17 protein-coding genes are annotated in these 21,416 nt (G+C 72.8%); 3 read left to right on the top strand and 14 right to left on the bottom strand.

The window, feature by feature from the left end; translation table 11 throughout:
• Positions 1 to 9: 9 nt before the first annotated feature.
• The 7 genes from zwf to KLO01_RS07410 form a co-directional block, all read right to left on the bottom strand.
• Entirely contained in the window at positions 10 to 1,494 is a 1,485-nt protein-coding gene (gene zwf, locus KLO01_RS07440; protein WP_147063683.1) for a glucose-6-phosphate dehydrogenase, read from the bottom strand.
• On the bottom strand, positions 1,491 to 2,573 hold the full coding sequence (locus KLO01_RS07435) for an esterase/lipase family protein (protein ID WP_147063681.1): 1,083 nt from the start codon (positions 2,571 to 2,573) through the stop codon (positions 1,491 to 1,493). Before KLO01_RS07435 ends, zwf begins: the two co-directional genes overlap by 4 nt.
• A complete protein-coding gene (efeB, locus tag KLO01_RS07430) occupies positions 2,570 to 3,889 on the bottom strand; it encodes an iron uptake transporter deferrochelatase/peroxidase subunit (RefSeq protein WP_147063679.1) in 1,320 nt (439 codons plus the stop codon). Before efeB ends, KLO01_RS07435 begins: the two co-directional genes overlap by 4 nt.
• Positions 3,886 to 5,022 carry an iron uptake system protein EfeO gene (gene efeO, locus KLO01_RS07425; protein ID WP_147063677.1) on the bottom strand — a complete coding sequence of 379 codons (1,137 nt, stop codon included), beginning with the start codon at positions 5,020 to 5,022 and terminating at the stop codon, positions 3,886 to 3,888. The genes efeB and efeO overlap by 4 nt, the downstream gene beginning before the upstream one ends.
• On the bottom strand, positions 5,019 to 5,876 hold the full coding sequence (gene efeU / locus KLO01_RS07420; RefSeq protein WP_147063675.1) for an iron uptake transporter permease EfeU: 858 nt from the start codon (positions 5,874 to 5,876) through the stop codon (positions 5,019 to 5,021). The genes efeO and efeU overlap by 4 nt, the downstream gene beginning before the upstream one ends.
• A gap of 129 nt (positions 5,877 to 6,005) precedes the next feature.
• Complete coding sequence (locus tag KLO01_RS07415; protein WP_147063673.1) at positions 6,006 to 9,308, bottom strand: DEAD/DEAH box helicase; 3,303 nt, start codon at positions 9,306 to 9,308, stop codon at positions 6,006 to 6,008.
• A 216-nt stretch (positions 9,309 to 9,524) separates the two neighbouring features.
• Entirely contained in the window at positions 9,525 to 10,919 is a 1,395-nt protein-coding gene (locus KLO01_RS07410; RefSeq protein ID WP_147063671.1) for an HAD-IB family hydrolase, read from the bottom strand.
• A 72-nt stretch (positions 10,920 to 10,991) separates the two neighbouring features.
• Here KLO01_RS07410 and KLO01_RS07405 point away from each other — a divergent pair, with 72 nt between their 5' ends.
• Positions 10,992 to 11,804: a patatin-like phospholipase family protein gene (locus KLO01_RS07405; protein WP_147063669.1), complete on the top strand. Its 813-nt coding sequence runs from the start codon at positions 10,992 to 10,994 to the stop codon at positions 11,802 to 11,804.
• 22 nt (positions 11,805 to 11,826) lie between these two features.
• Positions 11,827 to 12,846: a 1-acyl-sn-glycerol-3-phosphate acyltransferase gene (locus KLO01_RS07400; RefSeq protein WP_186827956.1), complete on the top strand. Its 1,020-nt coding sequence runs from the start codon at positions 11,827 to 11,829 to the stop codon at positions 12,844 to 12,846.
• On the opposite strand, the gene KLO01_RS07395 is transcribed toward KLO01_RS07400, so the two are convergent.
• The 4 genes from KLO01_RS07395 to KLO01_RS07380 form a co-directional block, all read right to left on the bottom strand.
• On the bottom strand, positions 12,822 to 13,100 hold the full coding sequence (locus KLO01_RS07395) for a hypothetical protein (RefSeq protein WP_147063664.1): 279 nt from the start codon (positions 13,098 to 13,100) through the stop codon (positions 12,822 to 12,824). The genes KLO01_RS07400 and KLO01_RS07395 overlap by 25 nt on opposite strands.
• A gap of 191 nt (positions 13,101 to 13,291) precedes the next feature.
• On the bottom strand, positions 13,292 to 14,224 hold the full coding sequence (pheA, locus tag KLO01_RS07390; RefSeq protein WP_147063662.1) for a prephenate dehydratase: 933 nt from the start codon (positions 14,222 to 14,224) through the stop codon (positions 13,292 to 13,294).
• Positions 14,224 to 14,637 carry a DUF4446 family protein gene (locus tag KLO01_RS07385; RefSeq protein ID WP_147063661.1) on the bottom strand — a complete coding sequence of 138 codons (414 nt, stop codon included), beginning with the start codon at positions 14,635 to 14,637 and terminating at the stop codon, positions 14,224 to 14,226. Before KLO01_RS07385 ends, pheA begins: the two co-directional genes overlap by 1 nt.
• 66 nt (positions 14,638 to 14,703) lie before the next feature.
• Positions 14,704 to 16,017, bottom strand: coding sequence for a glycosyltransferase 87 family protein (locus KLO01_RS07380; protein ID WP_246136103.1), 1,314 nt, complete (start codon positions 16,015 to 16,017; stop codon positions 14,704 to 14,706).
• 76 nt (positions 16,018 to 16,093) lie between these two features.
• Here KLO01_RS07380 and KLO01_RS07375 point away from each other — a divergent pair, with 76 nt between their 5' ends.
• Positions 16,094 to 18,289: a hypothetical protein gene (locus KLO01_RS07375; protein WP_147063659.1), complete on the top strand. Its 2,196-nt coding sequence runs from the start codon at positions 16,094 to 16,096 to the stop codon at positions 18,287 to 18,289.
• On the opposite strand, the gene KLO01_RS07370 is transcribed toward KLO01_RS07375, so the two are convergent.
• The 3 genes from KLO01_RS07370 to KLO01_RS07360 are packed head-to-tail and all read right to left on the bottom strand — an operon-like array spanning position 18,216 to position 21,386.
• Entirely contained in the window at positions 18,216 to 19,712 is a 1,497-nt protein-coding gene (locus KLO01_RS07370; RefSeq protein WP_147063657.1) for an MptA/MptB family glycosyltransferase, read from the bottom strand. The two genes, KLO01_RS07375 and KLO01_RS07370, sit on opposite strands and share 74 nt — an antisense overlap.
• On the bottom strand, positions 19,693 to 20,490 hold the full coding sequence (locus KLO01_RS07365) for a glycosyltransferase (RefSeq protein WP_147063655.1): 798 nt from the start codon (positions 20,488 to 20,490) through the stop codon (positions 19,693 to 19,695). The genes KLO01_RS07370 and KLO01_RS07365 overlap by 20 nt, the downstream gene beginning before the upstream one ends.
• Complete coding sequence (locus KLO01_RS07360) at positions 20,490 to 21,386, bottom strand: DUF5926 family protein (protein ID WP_186827955.1); 897 nt, start codon at positions 21,384 to 21,386, stop codon at positions 20,490 to 20,492. The genes KLO01_RS07365 and KLO01_RS07360 overlap by 1 nt, the downstream gene beginning before the upstream one ends.
• Between the last annotated feature and the right edge of the window lie 30 nt (positions 21,387 to 21,416).

Here is a 21,416-nt window from a genome sequence, read left to right as displayed (position 1 = left end):
CCCGCCGCGTCAGCGGCGGGCGCCGCCCTCGATCGGCGACTGCGGGCCGGGGTCGGGGTTCTTGTCGCGCCACTTGCGCTCGAACGGCAGCCGCCACGTGTGGGGTGCGACGAGCTGGTGGATCTGGTTGGGGCCGTAGGTGCCAGGCGCGTAGGGCCGGACGACGGGCGGGTTGTCGAGCAGCGGCTGGCTGACCTCCCAGAGCCGCTCGATGCCCTCGGCCGAGGTGAACAGCGTGTGGTCGCCGCGCACCGCGTCGTAGATGAGCCGCTCGTAGGCCTCGAGCACCGCACCCGCCCAGTGCGTCTCCTGCATGGCGAACTGCATCGAGAGCTTGTCGAGCTTCATCCCCGGCCCCGGGCGCTTGCCGTAGAACGACAGCGACATCCGCGCCCTGTCGGCGAGGTCGAAGGTGAGGTGGTCTGGTCCGTGGTCGCCGACGCCGGAGCCCGGAGGGAACATCGACTGCGGCGGCTCGCGGAACGCGATCGAGATGATCCGCGCGCCCTCGGCCATCCGCTTGCCGGTGCGCAGGTAGAACGGCACGCCCGCCCAGCGCCAGTTGTCGATGTAGCAGGTGAGCGCGATGAACGTCTCGGTGTCGGAGTCGGGAGCCACACCGGGCTCGTCGAGGTAGCCGATGTACTGGCCGCGCACGACGTCGGCCGGCTTGATCGGCAGCATCGACTCGAAGACCTTGTTCTTCTCGCGGCTGATGGCGTCCGGCTCGAGCGACGTCGGCGGCTCCATCGCCGTGAACGCGAGGATCTGGAAGAGGTGGGTGACGACCATGTCGCGGTAGGCGCCGGTCGCCTCGTAGAAGTCGCCACGGGTCGCGAGCCCCAGAGTCTCGGGCACGTCGATCTGCACGTGCGCGATCGAGTTACGGTGCCAGATCGGCTCGAACAGCCCGTTGGCGAAGCGGAACGCGAGGATGTTCTGCGCCGGCTCCTTGCCCAGGAAGTGGTCGATCCGGAAGATCTGCTCCTCCGCGAACACCTCGTGCAGGCGCCGGTTGAGCTCGACGGCGGAGGCGTGGTCGGTGCCGAACGGCTTCTCCATGACGACCCGGCTGCGCTCGACCAGGCCCGCGTCGGCGATGGTCTGCACCGCCGCGAGCGCGGCCTTCGGCGGGACCGACAGGTAGTGCAGCCGCAGCTCGGTCTCGCCCGGCAACAGCTTCTCGGCCGACCGCACGGCGTCGCCGAGCGCCTCGGGGCCCGCCGACAGCGGGACGTAGTGCAGCCGCTGCGCGAAGGTCGCCCACTCGTCCTCGTCGAGGGTGCGGGTCGAGAACTCCTTGATGGCCTCGTGCGCCAGGTTGCGGAAGGCGTCGACCGTGAGCTCGTCCAGCGAGGTCCCGACGATCCGCAGGTCGTCGAGCAGCTTGGACTCGAAGAGGTGGAGCAGCCCGGGGATGAGCTTGCGTTTGGCCAGGTCCCCCGTCGCGCCGAAGAGGATGACGGTCGTCGGCGCAGTCGTCGGCTCGCTCATGGGTCCACTCTGGCACCGAGACGCTCGCGGATCGCGGCATAGACCGACTCGTCTCGCACGAGCGCCACGTGGCTCACGCCCGGGAGCACGACGACGTCCTCGGCCGGGAACCGCCGGTGCTCGGGCGACCGGCGTCCCGAGCCGCGCGCGCTCGCGGCGGTGACGATGCCGTCGCCGAAGAGCTGGGCGACCCGGCTGTCGATCTTCTTGCCCAGGAGCCCGACGACCGCGAGATGCCGTATGCCGGGGTGCAGCGGGACGTCGACGCGTCGCCCTCGGTGGTCGGCCGGGTCTGCCCCGTCCCACTCCTCGTCGAGGATGTTGCCGTGCCGCAGGTCCTGGATGCCGACGCTGCGGGAGCGCAGGAGGCCGGCGAGCGGCCGCACGTGGCGCAGCGTCCCGAGCGCGCGCGCCGCATGGTTGGCGCCGCGCTCGAGCGGCGCGCCGAGGTGGGGAGAGCCGAGCGTGACGGTGTCGCTGACCCGGCTGACCCACTCCGACCCCGGGCCTGTGACATCGGCCTGGGCGAGGGCGCTGTGCACGACGAGGCCGCCCATCGAGTGGCCGACGAGGACGATGCGGGTCACGGGGACGGGCCAGTGGGCGACGAGCGCGGTGAGGATGCGGTCGAGGTCGTGGCCGTTGTGCGAGATCCGCAGGCCGGTGTTGTAGCGCACGGTGACCGGCGTGAGGCCGAGGTCCTCGCGCAGCCGGGGCCCGAACCTGCCCTGCTGCCAGAACGTCTCGGTGACGAGCAGTCCGTGGACGAGGACGACGACCTCGCCGGTGGCCTCGGGGTAGGCCGCGGCGAGCCCGTCACGGGTCAGCGGCACCGAGCGGCCCCGGCGGCGCACCCCCATCGTGTGCGAGAGCGCGGACCCGGCGACGTCGAGCCGGTCGCCGAAGAACGCGTTGACGAGGGCGCGGGCGCCGTTGGGACCGCGGTGGTGGACGATCTCGTCGGTGACGCCGGCGACCCGCTCGACGCCACGCATCACGGCCCGCTCGACCTTCGTCGACTCGTCCGACTCGTTCGACTCGTCGTGCTCCTCGGCGCTGGCGCCCGGGCTCTGGCTCATGCCCCGAAGAGTTGCACGCCCCAGTCCTCGCCGTCACCCAGGCCGGGCGGGACGGCGAAGAGGGCGGACCCGGTGTGCTCGATGTACTCGTTGAGCTTGTCCGACTTCGCCAGCGCCTGCTGCATCGGCACGAACTGCCGGTGCGCGTCGCGGACGAACGCGAGGAAGAACAGGCCGGCGTCGAGGTGGCCGCTGCCGTCGCTGCCGTCGGTGAAGTTGTAGCCACGACGCAGGATCCGTATGCCGTCCAGCTGGCTCTCGTGCGCGAGCCGGACGTGGCTCGTGAGCGGGATCCGGGGCTGGCCGTCGACGCCCTTGGCCGCGAAGTCGAGTGGTGCGTTCTCGTCGCGGCGGTCGGCCGGGAGGTGCAGCGAGGCCCCGACGGCCTTGTCGCGACCGAAGATGTCCTCCTGCTCCTGGAGCGGGGTGCGGTCCCAGACCTCGACGTGCATCCGTATCCGGCGGGCGACGAGGTACGAGCCGCCCGCCATCCAGGCGGCGTCACCGGGCACGTCGGCCGGGTCGACCCAGACGTGCTCCGCCAGAGCAGCGCCGTCCTCGGCCTTGATGTTGGCCGTGCCGTCCTTGAACCCAAAGAGGTTGCGCGGTGTCGCCTGGCTCGTCGACGTCGACGAGGTGCGGCCGAAGCCGAGCTGGCTCCACCGCACCGAGATGACACCGAAGCCGATCCGGATGAGGTTGCGGACGGCGTGCACCGCGACCTGGGGGTCGTCGGCGCATGCCTGGATGCAGAGGTCCCCGCCGGTGCGCGCGGGGTCGAGGTCGTCGCCGGTGAACCCCGGCAGCTCGCGCAGCGCCTCGGGCCGACGGCCGGCGAGGCCGAAGCGTCCGTCGAACAGCGACGGGCCGTAGCCGATGGTGATCGTGAGGTTCGAGGGCGGCAGGTCGAGCGCCTCGCCGGTGTCGGTGGGCGGGCGGTGCGGTCCGCCACCGACGACACCGCCGGGCGTGGCCTCGGCGCCGTAGGTCATCCGCTCGGCCGCCCGCGTCCACTCCTTGAGGAGCAGTGAGAGCTCGGCGGGGTCCGTCGTCACGACGTCGAGGGCGACGAAGTGCATCCGGTCCTGGGCCGGGGTGACGATGCCGGCCTGGTGCTCGCCACGGAACGGCACGGGCTCGTCGGCCGCCCGGCCGGTGCCGCCGGTGGCATCGGTGCCGGACGAGGACTGGTGTGCCGCAGCGGAACTGGGGCGGCCGGCATACGTCAGGCCCGCGGCAGCGCCGGCGACCGCGACGCCGGCCCCCGAGGCGAGGACGCTGCGCCGGGTGGCCGAGGGTTCGGGACGGGGGCTCACGGGTTCGCGACGACCCCGGCGACCTTGGCCACGTCCTCGGCCACGGCGTCGAGGGCGTCGGAGAGGGCGCGGACCTCGATGGGGGTGAGCTCGGTGTAGAGCTGGTAGCCGTCGCCCTTCTGGTGCTTGGCGACGAGGGCGTCGAGCGCGGCGGCCCGCTTGTCGTAGGACGCGACGAGGGCGGCGTCGCGCTCCTCGAGGACCGGGCGGAGCGCGGCGATGGCGCCCTTGGAGCCGTCCCAGTTGGCGGCGAAGTCCCAGAGGTCGGTGTGGCTGTAGCGCTCCTCCTCGCCGGTGATCTTGCCGGTGGCCATCTCGTCGAGCAGGGCCTTGGAGCCGTTGGCGAGCTGGAGGCCGTTGAACTCGACCTTCTTGGCCTCGGCGACGATCGTCGTCACGTCGGCGAGCAGCTGGTCGGCGATGGCCGCACTGTCGCCCTGGAGGCCCTTGACCCAGAGGTCCTGCTCGAGCCGGTGGTAGCCGGTGAACGCCATGCCGTCCTCGACGACGTCCTCGCGGCCGTCGATCTTGGGGTCGAGGTCGCCGAACGACTCGGCGACCGGCTCGATGCGCTCCCAGTAGGAGCGGGCGACGGGGTAGAGCGCCTTGGCCTGCTCGACCTTGCCCGCCTTGACGAGCCCGACGAACTCGGTCGTGCGCGCGAGCAGCGCATCGGCCTGGCTCGCGACGTAGCGCGCGTAGGACGTCGTCGCGGCCGTGACCTTGGCGTCGTCGGACTGTGGCGCGGCGCTCGCACCGGTGACCGTGAAGTCGCTGCGGATGCCCTTGCCGACCATGCCGGGCTTGCAGGCCGTCTCGTAGGTCCCCGGCTCGGCGACCTCGACGTGGAAGGTGCGGGTCAGGCCGGGCGCGATGTTCTCGACCTCGCCCATGATCCGGTCACCGGCGGCGTAGACGTAGAACTCGTTGACCTTGCTGCCCTTGTTGGAGACCGTGAACTCGATCTGGCCGGCGGGCGCCTCGGTGCGGGCGACGTCGCAGGCGGTGTCGCTCGCGGTGACCGTGATGGGGCCCTTCGTGCCGGCCGAGGAGGTGGCGTCGGAGCCACCGCCGCACGCCGCGAGGGCGAACGTGGCCGGGACGAGGGTGAGCGCGAGGGCGCGGCGGGTCATGCGGTCTCTCCTGGGTGCGAGGGGGTGAGGGGTGCCGGTCGGGCTGCGGGGACCTTGACCGGGCGGAGGAAGAGGGTGAGGACGACGACGACGTATGCCGTCCACGCCACGGCCTGGAGGACGGTCGTCGCGGGCGTGAAGTTGAAGATCCCCTTGAGGAGAGTGGCGTACCAGCTGTCCGGCGCGATGACCCCCGAGACGTCGAACGCCAGGGTCTGCAGGCCGGGGAGGAACTGCGCCTCCTGCAGGTCGTGGATGCCGTAGGCGAGGATTCCGGCCGCGACGAGGACGAGGGCGATGCCGGTCCACCGGAAGAACGAGCCGAGGTTGATCTGGACCGCGCCGCGGTAGATGAGCCAGCCGAGGACGATGGCGGCGCCGAGGCCGAGGAGCCAGCCGAGCAGCGGGGTGTTGTTGCCGGCGCCGGCGGCCTCGGTCGTGGCATAGAAGAAGATCGCGGTCTCGAGCCCCTCGCGCCCGACCCCGAGGAACCCGACGAGGGCGACGGCGAGCGGGCCGAGGTCGAGCGCCTTGTCGAGGCGGCCCTTGAGCTCGCCCGAGATCGTGCGGGCCGCCGACCTCATCCAGAAGACCATCGCGGTGACGAACCCGACCGCGAGGATGCTCGCGCTGCCGCCGATGAGCTCCTGGGTCTCGAAGCTCAGCTGGCGGGTGCCGAAGGTCAGGGCCGCGGCGAGACCGGCGCTGAGCACGACGGCGGTGACGACGCCGACCCAGACGTACCTCAGGGCCCAGCGTCGGTCGGTCTTGACGAGGAAGGCGACGAGGATGACGACGACGAGCGCGGCTTCGAGTCCCTCGCGGAGACCGATGAGGGCGTTGCTGACGAGCATGGGACCTGCGATTCACGGGGTGCGGAGGGACTTAGGTGAGGCTTACCTTGCAGAAGGTACGCCCCTCCCCTGTCCCCGCGTCAACTCGGTCCACCGTCGCCCGCGTCACACCTGTGCGGCAGCCGCGGCTCACCGGTCGAGCAGGCCCCGCAGGTCGTCGGCGGTGAGGGCGCTCGAGAGCAGGTTGCCGTCGTCGACGACCCGGGCGAAGAGGTCGCGCTTCTTGTCCTGGAGCGCGACGACCTTCTCCTCGATGGTCTCGCTCGACACGAGCCGGTAGACGTTGACCGAGCGGGTCTGGCCGATCCGGTGCGCGCGGTCGATGGCCTGGTTCTCGGCGGCCGGGTTCCACCACGGGTCGAGGACGAAGACGTAGTCGGCCTCGGTGAGCGTGAGCCCGAACCCGCCGGCCTTGAGCGAGATGAGGAAGACCGGCGCCGTCCCCTCGCGGAAACCCCGGACGACGTCGGCGCGGTCGCGGGTCGACCCGTCGAGGTAGGCGTGGGGGATGTCCTCGGCCTCGAGCCGTGCTCGGACGATCGCGAGGAAGCCGGTGAACTGGCTGAACACGAGCGCCCGGTGGCCCTCGGCCGCGAGCTCGGCGACCTGCTCGACGAGCGCCTCGACCTTGGCGCTCGGGGCGGCGCCGCCGTAGGCCTCGGCGTCGACGAGCGTCGGGTCGAGCGCCATCTGACGCAGCACCGTGAGGGCGCGCAGGATGGCGATCCGGTTGCCGTCGAGGTCGTCGATGAGCCCGAGCAGGCGCTGGCGCTCGCGTGCGAGGTGGCGGTCGTAGATCGCGCGGTGCTTGGGGTGCAGCGCGACGTGGAGGATCTGCTCCTGCTTGGGCGGCAGGTCGGCCGCGACGGCCTCCTTGGTGCGCCGCAGCATGAGCGGGCGGATCCGCCGGCGCAGCGTCGCGAGCGTCTCGGGGGCCGTGCCGTTCTCGATCGGCTTGGCCCACTGGTCGCGGAACACCTGCGGGCGCGGGTGCAGCCCCGGCGCGACGATCGACAGCAGCGACCAGAGGTCCATGAGCGAGTTCTCGAGCGGTGTGCCGGTGAGCGCGAAGGTGACCCGCGCAGGGAGGCGGCGCATCGCCGCATATGTCTTCGCCTGGTGGTTCTTGACGAACTGCGCCTCGTCGAGCACCGCAGCCGACCACCTCACCGACCGGAACGCCTCGGCGTCGATCCGGCCCACGGCATAGGTCGTCACGACGAGATCGGCGCCGGCGATCGCCCGGTCCATGGGCACCTTCGCCTTGCCGCGGGTGCGGTCGAGGACGGCGATGCTCAGGTCGGGCGCGAACTTCTCGACCTCGTCGACCCACGTGCCGAGCACCGAGGTCGGCGCGACGATGAGCATCGGGTCGACGAGCTCGCCGCGCTCCTTGGCGCGCAGCGCCGTCGCGATGACCTGGACGGTCTTGCCCAGCCCCATGTCGTCGGCGAGCACCCCACCGAGGCCGAGGTCCCACAGCAGCGACAGCCACCGGAACCCCTCCTCCTGGTAGGGACGAAGCGTCGCCTTGAGGGTCGTCGGGACCTCGGCCGGCGGCGGGGTGTGCTCGGCGTCGATGCCCAGCAGGGCGTCCACCGAGCGCTGCCACCGGCTCGACTGCTCCTCGACGACACCGATCTCGACGAGCTCGTCCCACAGCCCGGCGTGCAGCACCGACAGGCGCAGCGGGTCGGATGCCTTGTCCTGCAACGCCCGCGCCTCCTCGACGAGGGCGCGCAGCTTGTGCAGCTCGGGTGAGTCGAGCGTGAACCAAGCTCCGTCGGGCAGGAGCATCCGCTCCTCGTCGCGCGCGAGGGCGGTGACGAGGTCGGCGAGCGGGACCTCGTGGCTGCCGACGGTCACGGAGATCCTGAGGTCGAACCAGTCGTTGCCCTCGCTGGACTGCGTCGTCCCGACCGCGATCCGCGGAGCCTCCGTCACCTCGGCGTATGCCGTCCGCTCGCCGTGGACGTCGACCTCCACGTCGTCGTGGGCCTCGAGCAGCGGCAGCAGGTCGGTGAGGGTGACCGTGTCGAAGTCGCTCAGCGTGACCTCGTGGCGCAGCCGCCAGCCCAGCCGGGTGAGGTCCCACAGCGGCGGCAGGTCGTGGCGCCCGGGGGCGAGCTCGAGCAGCTCGGCCTCGCGGGTGGGGTCGCGGAACGCCTCGGGGTCGCGGAACGACACGTGCTCTCGCTCGATCGGCACCGCGACGGGGGCGTCGAGCGGCCCGTAGTGGAAGGACCAGGTGACGTGGGCGGTGTGCTTGCTGCCGAAGCGGACCGACAGGTGGAGGCGGGGCGGGGCCACCTCGGGCAGGGCCAGCCCCTCGTGGGTGCGGACCGTGGCCCGCCGGCGCAGGACCGGCAGCTTCTCGATGGCGAAGGTCGACCAGTCCTCGCGCGGAATCGTGAACGGCCCCCGCTCGACGACCCGGGCCGCCGCGACGTCGACGTCGGGCCCGAACCCGCCGAGGCGCAGGTCGGAGCCCTCCTGCCGGAACCACCCGCTCGGCGGGTCGCCGACGACCACGACGTCGCCCTCCCCCTCGGGGAGGTCGAGGCTGGGGACGGCCCGCACGGCGCCGTCGCCGGCCGGGGACAGGTCGAGGACGAAGTGGCCCTCGTCGGCGACGAGGTGGACCTCGCCGGCCTGGGTCGGGTGCGGGACGAGGACGACGCCCGCGTCACGGGCTCGTACGAGCAGGTCGACCCACCCGCGGCCGAGCTGGCCGAGGGGGATCGAGGCCGGCATACGCCCATAGGAGGCCATCCGGCTGGCGCGCCGGTGGGCGTCGGCGATCGCGGTGAGCGCGTCGAGGGGCGGTCCGTCGAGACGGAAGGCGTAGGACGAGTAGTAGCCACCGGCCACGGCCTCCCACGAGATGCCGGTCTTGATCCAGCGGCCGGGGACCGCGCCCGGGACGACCGGCCGGAGCTGGATCCGCGCGGTGTCGCCCTCGGGGTGCCACGGGTTGGGGCGACCGCGCGGGACCTCGACGTCGAGGAGCAGACCGACCGAGCCGGTCTCGGGCTCGGGCTCGACGACGTCGAGGAGCTCGTCGAGGGCGTCGCGCCACGACGTCGTCCGCGCGGCACCGTCGGAGCCGTCGTCGGAGCGCCAGGGTCGCTGGGTGCGCATCGCGATGACGAGGGCCGCGGCGTGCTTGCAGGCCACACCGACCGGGCAGGTGCAGTCGCTGTCGAGGAACGGGCCGTGCGTGTCACGGGCGAGCGAGACCTCGGTCCGGTAGATCGCCGGACCGCTGCCGATGACCCGTGCGGCCGCCCGGGTGCCGCCGTCGGCGACGACGATGCTCGTCACCCGCCCGGCGCGTGCGTAGTCGCCGGCCCGGACGAGGGTCATCGCGTCGAAGGCGCTCGCCAGCTCACGGTCGGTGACCTCGGCGAGGGTGTCTGCCTCTCGTTCCACAGCCGGGCCCACCTCCTTCTTCCGCGCAGGCCGACGTCCACCGTATGCCGTCCGTCCGACATCCAGAGACCGTCATCCACAGCCCCTGACCCCGGGGCACTGTCTGCGTCCGCACAGGTGGTCGGCACCGCGACCAGGTCTGCGGACGCAAGTGCTGGTGGGGACGGCGGGTGGTGGGCGGTGGGTGGGTGGGCGGGGCGCTGGGGCTGCGTGCGCTCACTCCTCGCCGGGGATGCGCCCGTCGGGGTAGGTCGTGCGCAGCTCGTCCCTGGTGGGGACGCGCTTCTCACGCGCCTCGGGTGGGAGCAGGTCGCTGATCGCGGCCATGATCCGCTTGGTGTCGGCGGCCGGTGAGCGGTAGGTGAGCTCGACCGGCGGACCGACCCGGATCCGCACGGTCGGCGGGTTCGAGAGGTTGAGCAGGTTCGGCAGCTTCGACGAGCGGGGCCAGACCTTCTCGGTGCCCCACATCCCCACCGGGATGACGGGCGCCCGGCTGGCGGCGGCGAGCCGGGCCGCACCGGTCTTGCCCTTGAGCACCGGGTCGAAGAACGCCTCGCCGCGCGGGATGGTCCCCTCCGGGAGAAGCCCGACCATCTCGCCGCCCTCGAGCGCGAGCGCCGCCATGTCGTAGGACACCGCTCCGCCCTCGGCCCGGTCGACCCTGATGCCACCGGCGGCTGCGATGAACGAGCCGAGCACGGGCACGTCGAAGAGCTCCTTCTTGCCGAGCACCCGGGCCGTGCGCCCTGAGCGGCGGACGACGTTGGCCATCGCCACGACGTCGAAGTAGCTGCGGTGGTTGCCGACGAGGATGACCGGACCGTGGCGCGGGATGTTCTCGATGCCCTCGATGTCGAAGCGGGCGCACGGGAAGAACGTCGAGCGCAGCCCCTCGAGGAGGAACCGCTGGAGCTCGATGCCGACGACCGGGATCTTGAGGACGCCCGGCGACACGTCGAAGTGCACGATCGGCCACCGGCGGGCCACGGCATACACCGTCAGTCGTGGGTCGGGGTTGACCGCGGCAGGTGACCCGACGGCCTCGAGGAGCGGCAGGTCGAAGATCGAGTCCGAGTAGGCGAAGCTCTCGGCGAGGTCGATGTCGTGCTCGGCGGCGAAGTGCCGCACCGCCGAGAGCTTGCCGGTCGACCAGACGAACGGACCGCGGATCGAGCCGTCGAAGCGGCCGTCCTCCTTGGTGCCGTAGCGGGTCGCGAGGACGTGGTCGAAGCCGAGGAGGTCGGCCAGCGGCTTGATGAGGTGCTCCGGCGTCGTCGTCGCCATGACGACCGGGCGGCCCTCCGCCTTGTGCTGCTCGATGAGCGCGAGCGCGAAGGGGTGGACGAGCTCGGCGATGACCTCGGCGGCGTTCTTGGCGGCGGCGTCGAAGCTCGTCGAGTCCTTGCCGCGCGCCACGAGCGTCGCCTGACGGGCCAGGAAGATCGACGGGAGGTTCTCGCCGACGAGGTCGAACGCCTTGAACAGCAGGCCCTGCCCGGGCAGCGACCGCGGCACGACCCCGAGGTCGACCATCGCCTGCGTGAGGTGCGGGCCGGTCCCGCCCTGGAGCAGGGTCCGGTCGAGGTCGAAGAACGCGGCGCCTGGCATGACCACAGCCTATGGCCGGGCCCGTCGGCTGCCGTGCGGTCGGCCACCGTCGGGGGTGCATAGGCTGCCGGTATGACGACGGCGTACGTGCTCGGCGGTGGCGGGGTGCTCGGCACGACCCAGGTCGGGATGCTGCGAGCGCTGGCCGAGCGGGGGGTGCGACCCGACCTCGTCGTCGGCACGAGCATCGGCGCGCTCAACGGAGCGTTCGTCGCCGCCGACCCCTCGGTCGACGGCATCCGCGCCCTCGCCGAGGCCTGGCGCGCCGTCGGCTCCAGCGGCATCTTCCTCGAGAACCCCATGCGCTCGGCGGCGCGGATCGCGCGCTTCCGCACGCACCTCCTGACGAGCGCACCGCTGCGCTCGATCGTCGACGACCACCTGCCGGTCGACACCTTCGAGGAGCTCGAGGTGCCCTTCCAGTGCGTCGCCGCGTGCATCGAGACGGCGGGCTCGACATGGTTCTCGTCGGGCGAGCTCGTCGACCCGGTCGTCGCCTCCTGCTCGGTGCCCGGGCTGTTCCCGGCGGTCGAGATCGACGGGCACCACTACCTCGACGGCGGGCTCGTCCACTCGATCCCCGTCGGCCGCGCGGTGAGCCTGGGCGCCGACCGGATCTTCGTCCTCCAGGTGGGCCGGGTCGAGCAGCCGCTCACTCCCCCGCGCCGGCCGTGGGAGGTGGGCGTCGTCGCGTTCGAGATCTCGCGCCGCCACCGCTACGTCCACGAGATGGAGTCGATCCCCGACGGCGTCGAGGTGCACGTCCTGCCCAGCGGCGCCCCCGAGTCACCGTCGGTCGCGCTGACCTACGGTCGGGCCTCGCGCCTCACTGAACGCGCCGAGCAGGCGTATGCCGCGTCGACGGCATACCTCTCCGAGCTCTGATCCCACGGCATACAGTCACGTCATGGGTCTTGCGGGAATCCCGAAGCCGCCGCGGTTCGCCCGTCGCGTGCTGCCCGTCGTGTGGCCGGTGGGAGCCGCCGCGGTCACCGGGCTGGCGACGCCGGTCATCGTCGCGGGGGCGTTCCACGCGTTCGTCGACAAGCGGGCCCGGTTGTTCCGGGTGAGCTGCCTCGGGGTCGGCCTCGTGTGGGTCGACGTCCGGATGCTGCTGGACTGCTGGCGGCTCAGGCTCAAGGACCGCGACGGCACGGGACCGACGTGGGAGGACGACCACGAGCAGGTGTTCCTCGCCGGGCTCAACCGGGCGATGATCCTCGGCAAGCGCTGGGTCGGCTTCGAGGTCCGCCTCGACGACCGCATGCACTTCGGCAACGAGGGTGCGCCGCTCGTCGCCTTCGCCCGCCACGCCGGCCCGGGCGACTCGATCGCCCTGGCCTGGCTGCTCGGCCACACCGCCGGCCGGATGCCCAAGATCGTTCTCGCAGAGGCACTTCGGTGGGACCCCATGGTCGACACCCTGCTCACCCAGATGCGTTCGTACTTCGTCCCGTCACGCACCGGCGCCGGCGACGACCGCGTCGAGGGGGTGCGCGAGCTGGCCCGTGGACTCAAGCACGACGACGTGCTCCTGCTCTTCCCCGAGGGGCAGAACTTCTCACCCGACCGCCGCCGACGGCTCATCTCCCGCCTGCGTGAGGCGGGTCAGGAGCTGCGGGCACGCCGCGCCGTCTCGCTCTGGAACACGTTGCCGCCCAAGACCAAGGGCGTCGTGGCGGTGCTCGACGAGCGACCCGACGCCGACGTCATGATCGTCGGGCACGCGGGCTTCGGCCACCTCTCGACGCCGCGCGAGATCTGGGACGCCATCCCGTTCACGGACCGTCCGTTCCTCGTGCGCACCCACACGTATGCCGCGGGCGACGTCCCCGACGACGCTCCCGCCATCGCGGAGTGGCTGGATGAGCGCTGGACCGAGATCGACGACTGGGTCACGGCCTACGAGGGATCGGGCACCGCCTGACCCTGCGCCTTCGTGGTCCTGAGCAGCGGGGCGTAGATCGCGATCTTGGCGCCGAGTGCGCCCGACGCGAGGATCAGCACGGTGACGGTGAGCCAGCCGAACCCCTCCGCGTGGAGCCGGCTGGTGGTGAACACGACGAAGAACACGCCGATCGCCACGTCGCGCAGAGCCGCGATCCCTTCACGCCTCGCGGGCCGCGGGGACTCGTCCGTCCGCGGCCGGAGGACGGGCTGCTGCGGGGGTGTGGTCGCCATGGCAGGAGGCTAGCGATTCGCCCGGCAGGGCGCGCGCTGGTCGACCTGCGGCGCGTCGACCGTGCCGGGTCGGGGGTGCGTCCCGGTGCGCGCCGCGTGAACGCGCGGCGCAGGGCCTGCCGAGCGGCGCAGTCATGGCTGCGCCGCTGACCACGATCTGCGCCGGTCGTGGCGGAGCGGCCAGCGCCGGGTCAGCTGCCGCGCAGCGAGCGGAGCCAGTCGCGGGCGCCGGCGAAGTCGGCGTCGGTCGTGAGGGGCGCGACGTCGACGGCGGCGCCGTCCTCGCGCGGGTAGGACCCGAGGAAGCGCACCTCGGCGCACACCCGCTTGAGCCCCATGAGCGCCTCGCCGACCCGCTCGTCGAGGACGTGGCCCTCGAAGTCGATCGAGAAGCAGTACGAGCCGAGCGAGCCCTTGGTCGGGCGCGACTCGAGCCGGGTCATGTTGATGCCGCGCACCGCGAACTGCTCGAGCAGCTCGAGGAGGCCACCGGCCCGGTTGTGCCGCTGGAAGAGCATGACCGTGGTCTTGTCGGCGCCGGTGCGCTCGGGGAGTGTGCCCGGCCGCGAGACGAGGACGAAGCGCGTCACGGCACCGGCGCGGTCGCCGATGTCGGAGGCGAGCACCTCGAGCCCGTGGTTCGACGCGGCGACCGGTGCACACACGGCGGCGTCGTAGGCCTGCTCGACCCCGCTCGACAGGCCGGCCGCGGCGGCCGCGGTCGACAGGGTCGGGACGTAGGCCGCGCCCGGGAGGTTCGCATCCATCCAGCCGCGGACCTGCGCCCAGGCGTGCGAGTGGGTGCCGACCGCGCGGACGTCGGCACGCGGCATACCGGCTCGGGCGGCCAGCACGAAGGTGATCGGGACGTTGACCTCGCCGATGACGACCAGCGGGTCGCCGCTGGCGAGGGCGTCGAGGGTCGCGGAGACGCCGCCCTCGACGGAGTTCTCGATCGGGACCATCGCGGCGTCGATCTCGCTGCGCCGCAACGCCTCCAGCGCGGAGTCCACCGAACCGAACGGCACGTGCTCGCCGTCGTGCGAGGCGGACCACGCGAGCAGCGCCATCTGCGTGAAGGTGCCCTCGGGGCCGAGGTAGCCGTAGCGCGTCACGTCGGCCATCAGTTCTTCCCCGTCCGGGCGGCGCTCAGCGCCTGCTGCTCCTCGGGGGTGAGCGTGGCGTCGGAGCCACCCCCGGTGATGCCCTTGGCATAGGTGCGGGACTCGCCGCGCGCGTGGATCGAGGACAGGACGACGCCGTCACCGCGGTCGTCGACGATGGCCGCGCTGAAGCTCAGCCGCCCGCCCATGTCGCCGAACGCGTCGTAGCGCACGACCGCCACGTGCCGCAGCGCCTGGCCGATGTCGGCGCGCAGGGCGGCGAGGTCACCGGCGCCCACGGGCCGCTGGCGCTCGAGGTGCTTCACCCGGGTCCGCAGCCGCAGGACGAGGACGACGAGCGCCACGAGTGCGGCGATCGGGAGCACGACGAGGACGAGAAGGACGACCACCTCGGCGACGCTGCTCGCGAACATGGGCGTCAGAGTATGCCGTCCGCTCACGCCCGCGCCGAGACGACCAGCAGTCGGCGGGGCGACCACCTAGGAGTGGTCGGCTCGGGAAGAACTGCTCGTCTCGAGCGGCCGCACCTCGCGCGGCGCTGGGGCCTCCGGCTCGTCGCTCTCGTCGCGGCCCACCCACCAGAGCAGCCAGAGGGCGACGAGGCCACCGGCGACGTCGGCGTTCTGGAGGATCCGACCCGGCAGCTCGGGCCACTGCGGGTGGTTGAGCCAGGAGATCCCCCACCACGGCATCCGCATGAGGAACCACGCCGCGACGACGAGCCCGGCGACGAGCCTGCGCGAGCGCCACCACGGCACCCCCGCCCCGCGACGCCGCCACGGCTGCGTGCCGAGGAGCGCGAAGACCACGACGACGACCCAGTGGAAGTGGTGGATCCACGCCACCGGCGAGAGCAGGCACGCGAGCAGCCCGACGACCGCCACCTCGCCGATCGAGTCGTCGCGCAGCCACATCCGCCGGGCCAGCCGGAACCCGAACACCCCGACGACCGCGACGAGCACGAGCCAGATCGCCGTCCCGGCCAGCCCCTCGGGCCCGACCCGCAGCAGGAACCCGCGCATCGACTGGTTCGAGGTGCCGAAGTTGGGACCGAGCCGGGCCGGGTCCTGCAGCGCGCCGCCCCAGAACGCGAACGACGCCTCGGGCAGCAGCACCCACGCGCCGAGGGTGACCCCGACCGCGGTCCCCACCGCGGTCGCGGCCTCGCGCCAGCGGCGGTTGACGAGGTAGTGGATGACGAAGACACCGGGGGTGAGCTTGATCGACATCGCCAGCCCGACGAGCACGCCGGGCGGCACGTGCCGCAGCAGACCGGGTCGCGGCCGGCGCAGGTCCATGAGGCAGGCGAGCACCATGAAGGCGTTGACCTGACCGAACCGGATCCCGTCCGAGACCGGGTGCAGCCAGAGCATCGGGGCGACGAGGGCCGCGAGCGCGAGGGGCACCCAGGGTCCGGCGCGGTGGATGAGGCGCCACCCGGCATACCAGACGATCGCGGTCGTGGCCGCGACCTGGGCGGCGGTCCAGAGCCATCCGGCCACACCGAACGGGACCCACGCCAGCGGGATCGCGAGGAGCGCGGCGAAGGGCGGGTAGGTGAACGGCAGCAGCTGCGGAGCCTCGGTCATCGCGGCATAGATGGGCCGTCCGGTGAGGATCGAGACCCCGGCGTCGCGGTAGACCTCGACGTCGACCTGCCACTGGTCCATCGGCCAGAAGACGAGGTAGCGGAGCACCACCGGGACGGCCGCGAGCGCGATGAGCGCCACCGCGAGGGGCCACTGCCAACGGGCGGGCAGGGGGCGCCGGGTGCGTGGCGTGGTCGGGGTCACGGGGCCATTGTGTCTTCACGCCGCCCTCACATGCTCACCACATGACGGCTGGTTGGCCGCACGTAGGATCGCTGCCGTGACTCGTCGAGCCCTGGCCGTTCTCATCGCCGCGCTGGTGGCCGTCCTCGGACTGGGCGGCGCCGCGCTGCTCACCACCCCTGCCAAGGCGGACTCGGGCACGGCCACGACCACGGCCGCACCGGAGCCCTACGGCGCCACGGTGCTCATCGGCACGGGCGGGATCACGTGGACCGACGTCAGCGAGAAGGCCACCCCGAACCTCTGGATGCTGCTGCGCGACGGCTCGAGCGCGGCGATGTCGATCCGCTCGGTCGAGACCAACACCTGCCCCGCCGACGGCTGGCTCGGCGTCTCCGCGGCCAACCGCGCCTCGGCCCCGCGTCCCGGCACGGGCCGGGTCCAGACGCGGCCGTGCACCCCGCTCGAGGAGCCCAGCGGTGGCGTCGTCCCCGACTGGGCGACCTACGAGCAGGCCGCCGCCTCCCGCAAGTTCGACAGCAAGCTGGGCCTGCTCGGCGAGGCCGCCGCGAAGTCCGACGTCTGCATCAAGCCGGTCGGCCCCGGTGCCGCCATCGCCGCCGCGATGCCCGAGGGCACCGCCGACCGCTACTCGCCGTACTCGCCCGACACCCTCCTCGTCGACATGAACACCTGCCCGCTGACGATCGTCGACGTGGGCAGCGTGCGCGACCCCGAGGACGTCGCCGAGGGCGAGCAGGCCGTCGAGGGCTCGCGCCAGGCCCAGATCGCCGCCATCGACAAGCGCATCGGCGAGGTCATCACCGCCGCTCCGGGCGGCGCCGACTTCATCGTGGCGAGCCTGTCCGACGCCGGTGTCACCGAGCGCCTGCGCCTCGTCGTCGCGCGCGGACCCAACTTCGGCCCCGGCCGCCTCAACACCCAGTCGACCCGCCAGCCCGGCCTCGTCCAGGCCCAGGACGTCCCCGTGACGGTCATGTCGCTCACCGGCGTCGCCGTGCCCGACGGCCTCGGCGGCACCCCGATGACGAGTGAGCAGGCGCCCGACAACTCCGAGCGCCGCGCCGCCGACCGCCTCCAGGGGCTCGTCGACTACGACCTCGCGAGCCACGAGGTGCACAGCCTCGTGCCGCCGTTCTTCAACGGGTTCGCCTACGGCCAGCTCGTCATCTACCTCCTCGTCCTCCTCGTGTGGAAGGGCAAGATCGGCACGCCCGACACCCGCCGCCGGGTCCTCGGCGTCGTCCGGGTCGTCGCGGTCGCGGCGGCCTCGGTGCCGGCGTCGACGTTCCTCGCCAACCTCCTGCCGTGGTGGCGCTTCCCGATCCCGATGATCTCGATCGTCGGTGCCGTCGGTCTCTTCGTCGCCCTCATCGCGTATGCCGCCCTGCGCGGCCCGTGGGGACGCGCGGCCCTCGGGCCGCTCGCCTTCGTCGCGGCCGTGACGATGGCGGTGCTCGCCGGAGACGTCATCACGGGGTCACGGCTCCAGCAGTCCTCGCTCATGGGGCTCCAGCCGGTCGTCGCCGGCCGCTTCTACGGCATGGGCAACGTGACCTTCGCGCTCTTCGCCACCTCGGCGATCCTGCTCGCGACGGCGGTGTCGAGCTATCTCGTGAGCCACGGGCGGCAGCGGATCGCTGCGATCGTCGTCCTGATCATCGGCGTCGCCGCCGTCATCATCGACGGCGCACCGTTCTGGGGCGCCGACGGTGGTGGCCCGCCCGCCCTCATCCCCGGCATCGCCTACCTCGTCCTGTCGATCCTCGGGCTGCGGATGACGTGGCAGCGGATCGGGCTCATCGGGCTCGGCTCGGTGGCCCTGTTCTTCGGGGTCGCGTTCCTCGACTGGCTCCGCGAGGCCGACAGCCGTAGCCACCTCGGCAACTTCATCCAGGCGATCATCGACGGCAACGCCATGGACATCGTCGTCCGCAAGGCCCAGCAGAACTGGAGCATCCTGCTCGGCAACGCCCCGCTGACCCTGCTCGTCCCGGCGGCACTGCTCTTCGTCATCTACGTCCTGGCCCGCCCGACCTCGTGGGGCTCGCGCGGTCTGGGCAAGGCGTCCGAGAAGGCTCCGACCCTGCGCGCCGGGCTCATCGCGCTCGTCATCATGCTGACCATCGGGTTCCTCATCAACGACTCGGGCACGGCCATCCCGGCGGTCGGCGCGACCGTCGCCGTGCCGCTCATCGTCAGCGTCGTGGTGCGGAGTCTCGAGGAGGACCTGCGGGCCGTCGCCGGGACCCGCCGCGCACGGCGCTCGTGACGAGCCAGACCCACGCGACGAGGAGCGCCACCGGCGCCACGCTCGTCCGGGCCGTCATCGTGACGTCCTCGACCCCGGGTGTCATGCCCAGGACCCGCCCCGGCGTGTAGGCCATCGACATGACCCACAGCCGCAGCAGCAGCACGAGGTCGGCGACGCCGGCGACGACGGCCGGCAGCGTGGCCCACACGACGACGTCGTACCAGGGCAGCGAGTAGGGCGCCGCGAGCGCGTAGGCGCCGGTGAGGACGGCGACCCCCGTGAGGGCGGTGGCGCCCAGACCCGCATGCGCCGGTCGCACGACCCGCCAGAGGCACAGCGCGAAGCCGACGGCGAGCAGCGCGGCGAGGCCGGAGACCGTTCTGCGTGCGTCGAGGTCGCCACCGAGGGTCTCGAACACCCACCGCCACGGCGTCGCGAGCGAGACCGCGCGCGCCGACCGGCCGAGCTGGTCGTAGACGTGCGGCCCGGCCCACAGGTGCAGCCCACCGGCGACGACGGCGGCCGCGGCGAGCAGCACCGCCGAGCGGGCGAGCCGGCGCGCGGGGAAGGCGACGACGAGCGCGAGGAGGACGACGGCATACGTGAACTTCGACGAGATCGCGAGGGCCGCGAGGGTGCCGGCGAGGGCGGCGCCGCCGAGGCCGGCATACCGGTGGGCGGCCCAGACGGCCCCGACCGCGAGGGCGGTCGCGAGCAGGTCGACGTGCGCACCGAGGACGCCGACCGAGAAGACGAGGGGGTTCGCGGTCCACAGGGCGTCGATCCGGCCCTCGCGACCCGGCAGGACGCGGCGCAGGCACCAGCGGACGGCGAGCCAGGACGCGATGACGACGAGCTGCCACAGCCACACCGTCTGGCGCAGGTTGTCGCCGCCGCCGAGCGAAGTGAGGCCCTGGACGATGGTCGCGAACGGCCCGTAGACGCTGGGCTCCTCGGTCCACGGTGCCTCGACGGCCGAGACGACGGGGTCGCTGCCACCGCGCCAGGTGACCGGCGACACGAGCCACGGGTTGTCGCCGAGCGCGAGGATCCGGCCGTAGGCGGCGTAGCTCACGTGGTCTCCCGACCCGAACGGCGCCGTGAGTGCCGCACCGACCGCGAGCGCCGCGACGAACGACCGGGGCAGCTCGGTGCCGCGCCCGAGGACCGCGAGCAGCACCCCCACGGCTCCCAGCACGTATGCCGTCCACATCGCTGCCGTGACCAGCGCCGGTGAGAGCGTGACCGGCAGGAGGGTGCCCGGCGCCCAGCCACGCGGGCCGAGGTCGGGGGCGGCGGCGTGCGGCAGGGCGAGCCCGACGACGAGCAGCAGCGCGAACGAGACGAGGAGGAGCCCGAGGCGGGCACGCTCACCGGTCGGCCCGAGGGCGAGACGGCTCAGCGGTCCGCCTCCGTCGGCGTCAGATGCGGTGTGCGACACCGGGTGCACGATCGGAGAGGGCGCGGCGCAGGCGCCGCCGGGTCAGCGCGCGCCAGACGTCGCGGTACTGCGCGGCGCGGTGCACCTGGCCGCGCCAGTCCTTGCCGGAGACGCGGTGCTGGAGCTCGCACGGGACCTCCTCGACCCGGAGCCCGGCACCGAGGACGTCGACGGTGAGCCCGACCTCGACACCCCAGCCGGGCGCGAGCGGGCTGGCCGCCTCGAACGCCTCGGCCGTGAGGCAGCGCATGCCCGACAGCGGCTGGACGGCGGTCCAGCCGGTGAGGTCCTCGATGCCCTCGCGGGCCAGGCGGACGACGAACCCCCGACCGCCGCCGGCGACCTTCTGGGCGGGCAGCGTCGCGACCGTCATGTCGGCGCGGCCCTCGAGCACGGGTGGCACGAGGACGTGGAGGTTGGTCGCGGAGTCCTCGAGGTCGCCGTCGACGAAGAGGAGGTGGCGCGGGGCGAGCGCCGACGCGCCGGCGCCCGGGCCGGTGCCCGTGCCGGCTCGTGCTGCGGCTGCCTCGAGCTCGCGCAGGTGCCGGACCCCGGTCTCGAGGGCCGCGGCCTTGCCGGCGTTGCGCGCGTGGACGATGACGTCGGCACCCGCGGCGTGCGCCACACCGGCCGTGTCGTCCGAGCTGCCGTCGTCGACGACGACGACCGTGTCGACCCCGTCGAGGGCCAGCACTGCCCGGACCGTCGCGGCGATCCGGTCGGCCTCGTCCTTGCACGGGATGATCGCGGCGACGGCGCGCGCACCGGGAGCCGACATCAGCGCAGCGTGACCTGGCGGCTCAGCAGTCCGGAACGAGCCCGGCGCTCGTCCGCGGTGAGGGCGGCCGTCGAGGCCAGCGCCGCGGCATACCGGGTGCCGAAGGCCGCGAGCGCGTCCTCGTGCTGCCCCGGGTCGCTGTCGGCAGGGACCTCGAAGACGGGCACGAGCAGGCCGCAGGCGCGGAACGCGCCGAGGAGCCGGGTGCCGTCGCCGAGGCCCGACTCGGCCGCGGCGTGCAGCCGGGCGAGGGCGTCGGTGGCGGTGTCCTCGTCGTCGGGCAGGACGAGGCGGATGTACGTGCGCTCGCCGATGCGGACCCAGTAGGCCGACGGGAGGGCGGACATGCGTCGGGTCGGGACGACCGACTCGTTGGCGCGGTCGAGCGAGGCCTGGCCCTCCTCGTCGAGGTCCTGGCCCTCGACCCAGAAGTCGAAGCCCTCGTGGACGACGAACTCGAACGGCTCGCTCGTGTCGAGGAGGTCCTGCAGGCGCGGGGTGTCGGCCGTCGCGGCGGACACGTGCTGGACGGCGCTGCCGGGCTCGGCGGCGGCACCGGCGAGGAGCTGGGCGGCGAGGTCACGGCTGGGGTCACCCGTCGTGGAGCCCGACTGCGTGCCGATGAGGACGGTGCCGTCGGAACGGTGCAGCGCCGGCCACGCCATCGGGAGCACGGTGGCGACCGCCGCCTCCCGCACCCCCGCGGGGCCTTGGCCCTCGGCGAACCGCACGGCCACCGTGGCCGCGGGCAGGATCTCGCGGATCGCCACCCACTCCGTCTCCTGCGGAAGGCCCTCGAAGGGCCGGTTCACGTAGGGGACGGCCGCGGTGCGCTGCCGCTTGGCGGGTGCGCCCTGGTCGTCGGTGGTCCTGCGTCGTCGCGAAGCCTTGCCCATGGGCGTCAGCGTAGTGGTGCGGCCGTCGTG

This window comes from Knoellia locipacati, from assembly GCF_007992835.1.
GTDB classification, from domain to species: Bacteria; Actinomycetota; Actinomycetes; order Actinomycetales; family Dermatophilaceae; genus Knoellia; species Knoellia locipacati.
Note: the sequence above shows the minus strand (reverse complement) of the source record. Positions and strands in the feature narration are given on the sequence as shown.

What these genes read in the sequence shown, in the direction of transcription:
- zwf (WP_147063683.1), bottom strand. Translation starts at nt 1,494, where the DNA reads ATGAGCGAGCCGACGACTGCGCCGACGACCGTCATCCTCTTCGGCGCG.
- KLO01_RS07435 (WP_147063681.1), bottom strand. Translation starts at nt 2,573, where the DNA reads ATGAGCCAGAGCCCGGGCGCCAGCGCCGAGGAGCACGACGAGTCGAAC.
- efeO (WP_147063677.1), bottom strand. Translation starts at nt 5,022, where the DNA reads ATGACCCGCCGCGCCCTCGCGCTCACCCTCGTCCCGGCCACGTTCGCC.
- efeU (WP_147063675.1), bottom strand. Translation starts at nt 5,876, where the DNA reads ATGCTCGTCAGCAACGCCCTCATCGGTCTCCGCGAGGGACTCGAAGCC.
- KLO01_RS07410 (WP_147063671.1), bottom strand. Translation starts at nt 10,919, where the DNA reads ATGCCAGGCGCCGCGTTCTTCGACCTCGACCGGACCCTGCTCCAGGGC.
- KLO01_RS07405 (WP_147063669.1), top strand. Translation starts at nt 10,992, where the DNA reads ATGACGACGGCGTACGTGCTCGGCGGTGGCGGGGTGCTCGGCACGACC.
- KLO01_RS07400 (WP_186827956.1), top strand. Translation starts at nt 11,827, where the DNA reads ATGGGTCTTGCGGGAATCCCGAAGCCGCCGCGGTTCGCCCGTCGCGTG.
- KLO01_RS07395 (WP_147063664.1), bottom strand. Translation starts at nt 13,100, where the DNA reads ATGGCGACCACACCCCCGCAGCAGCCCGTCCTCCGGCCGCGGACGGAC.
- pheA (WP_147063662.1), bottom strand. Translation starts at nt 14,224, where the DNA reads ATGGCCGACGTGACGCGCTACGGCTACCTCGGCCCCGAGGGCACCTTC.
- KLO01_RS07385 (WP_147063661.1), bottom strand. Translation starts at nt 14,637, where the DNA reads ATGTTCGCGAGCAGCGTCGCCGAGGTGGTCGTCCTTCTCGTCCTCGTC.
- KLO01_RS07365 (WP_147063655.1), bottom strand. Translation starts at nt 20,490, where the DNA reads ATGTCGGCTCCCGGTGCGCGCGCCGTCGCCGCGATCATCCCGTGCAAG.
- KLO01_RS07360 (WP_186827955.1), bottom strand. Translation starts at nt 21,386, where the DNA reads ATGGGCAAGGCTTCGCGACGACGCAGGACCACCGACGACCAGGGCGCA.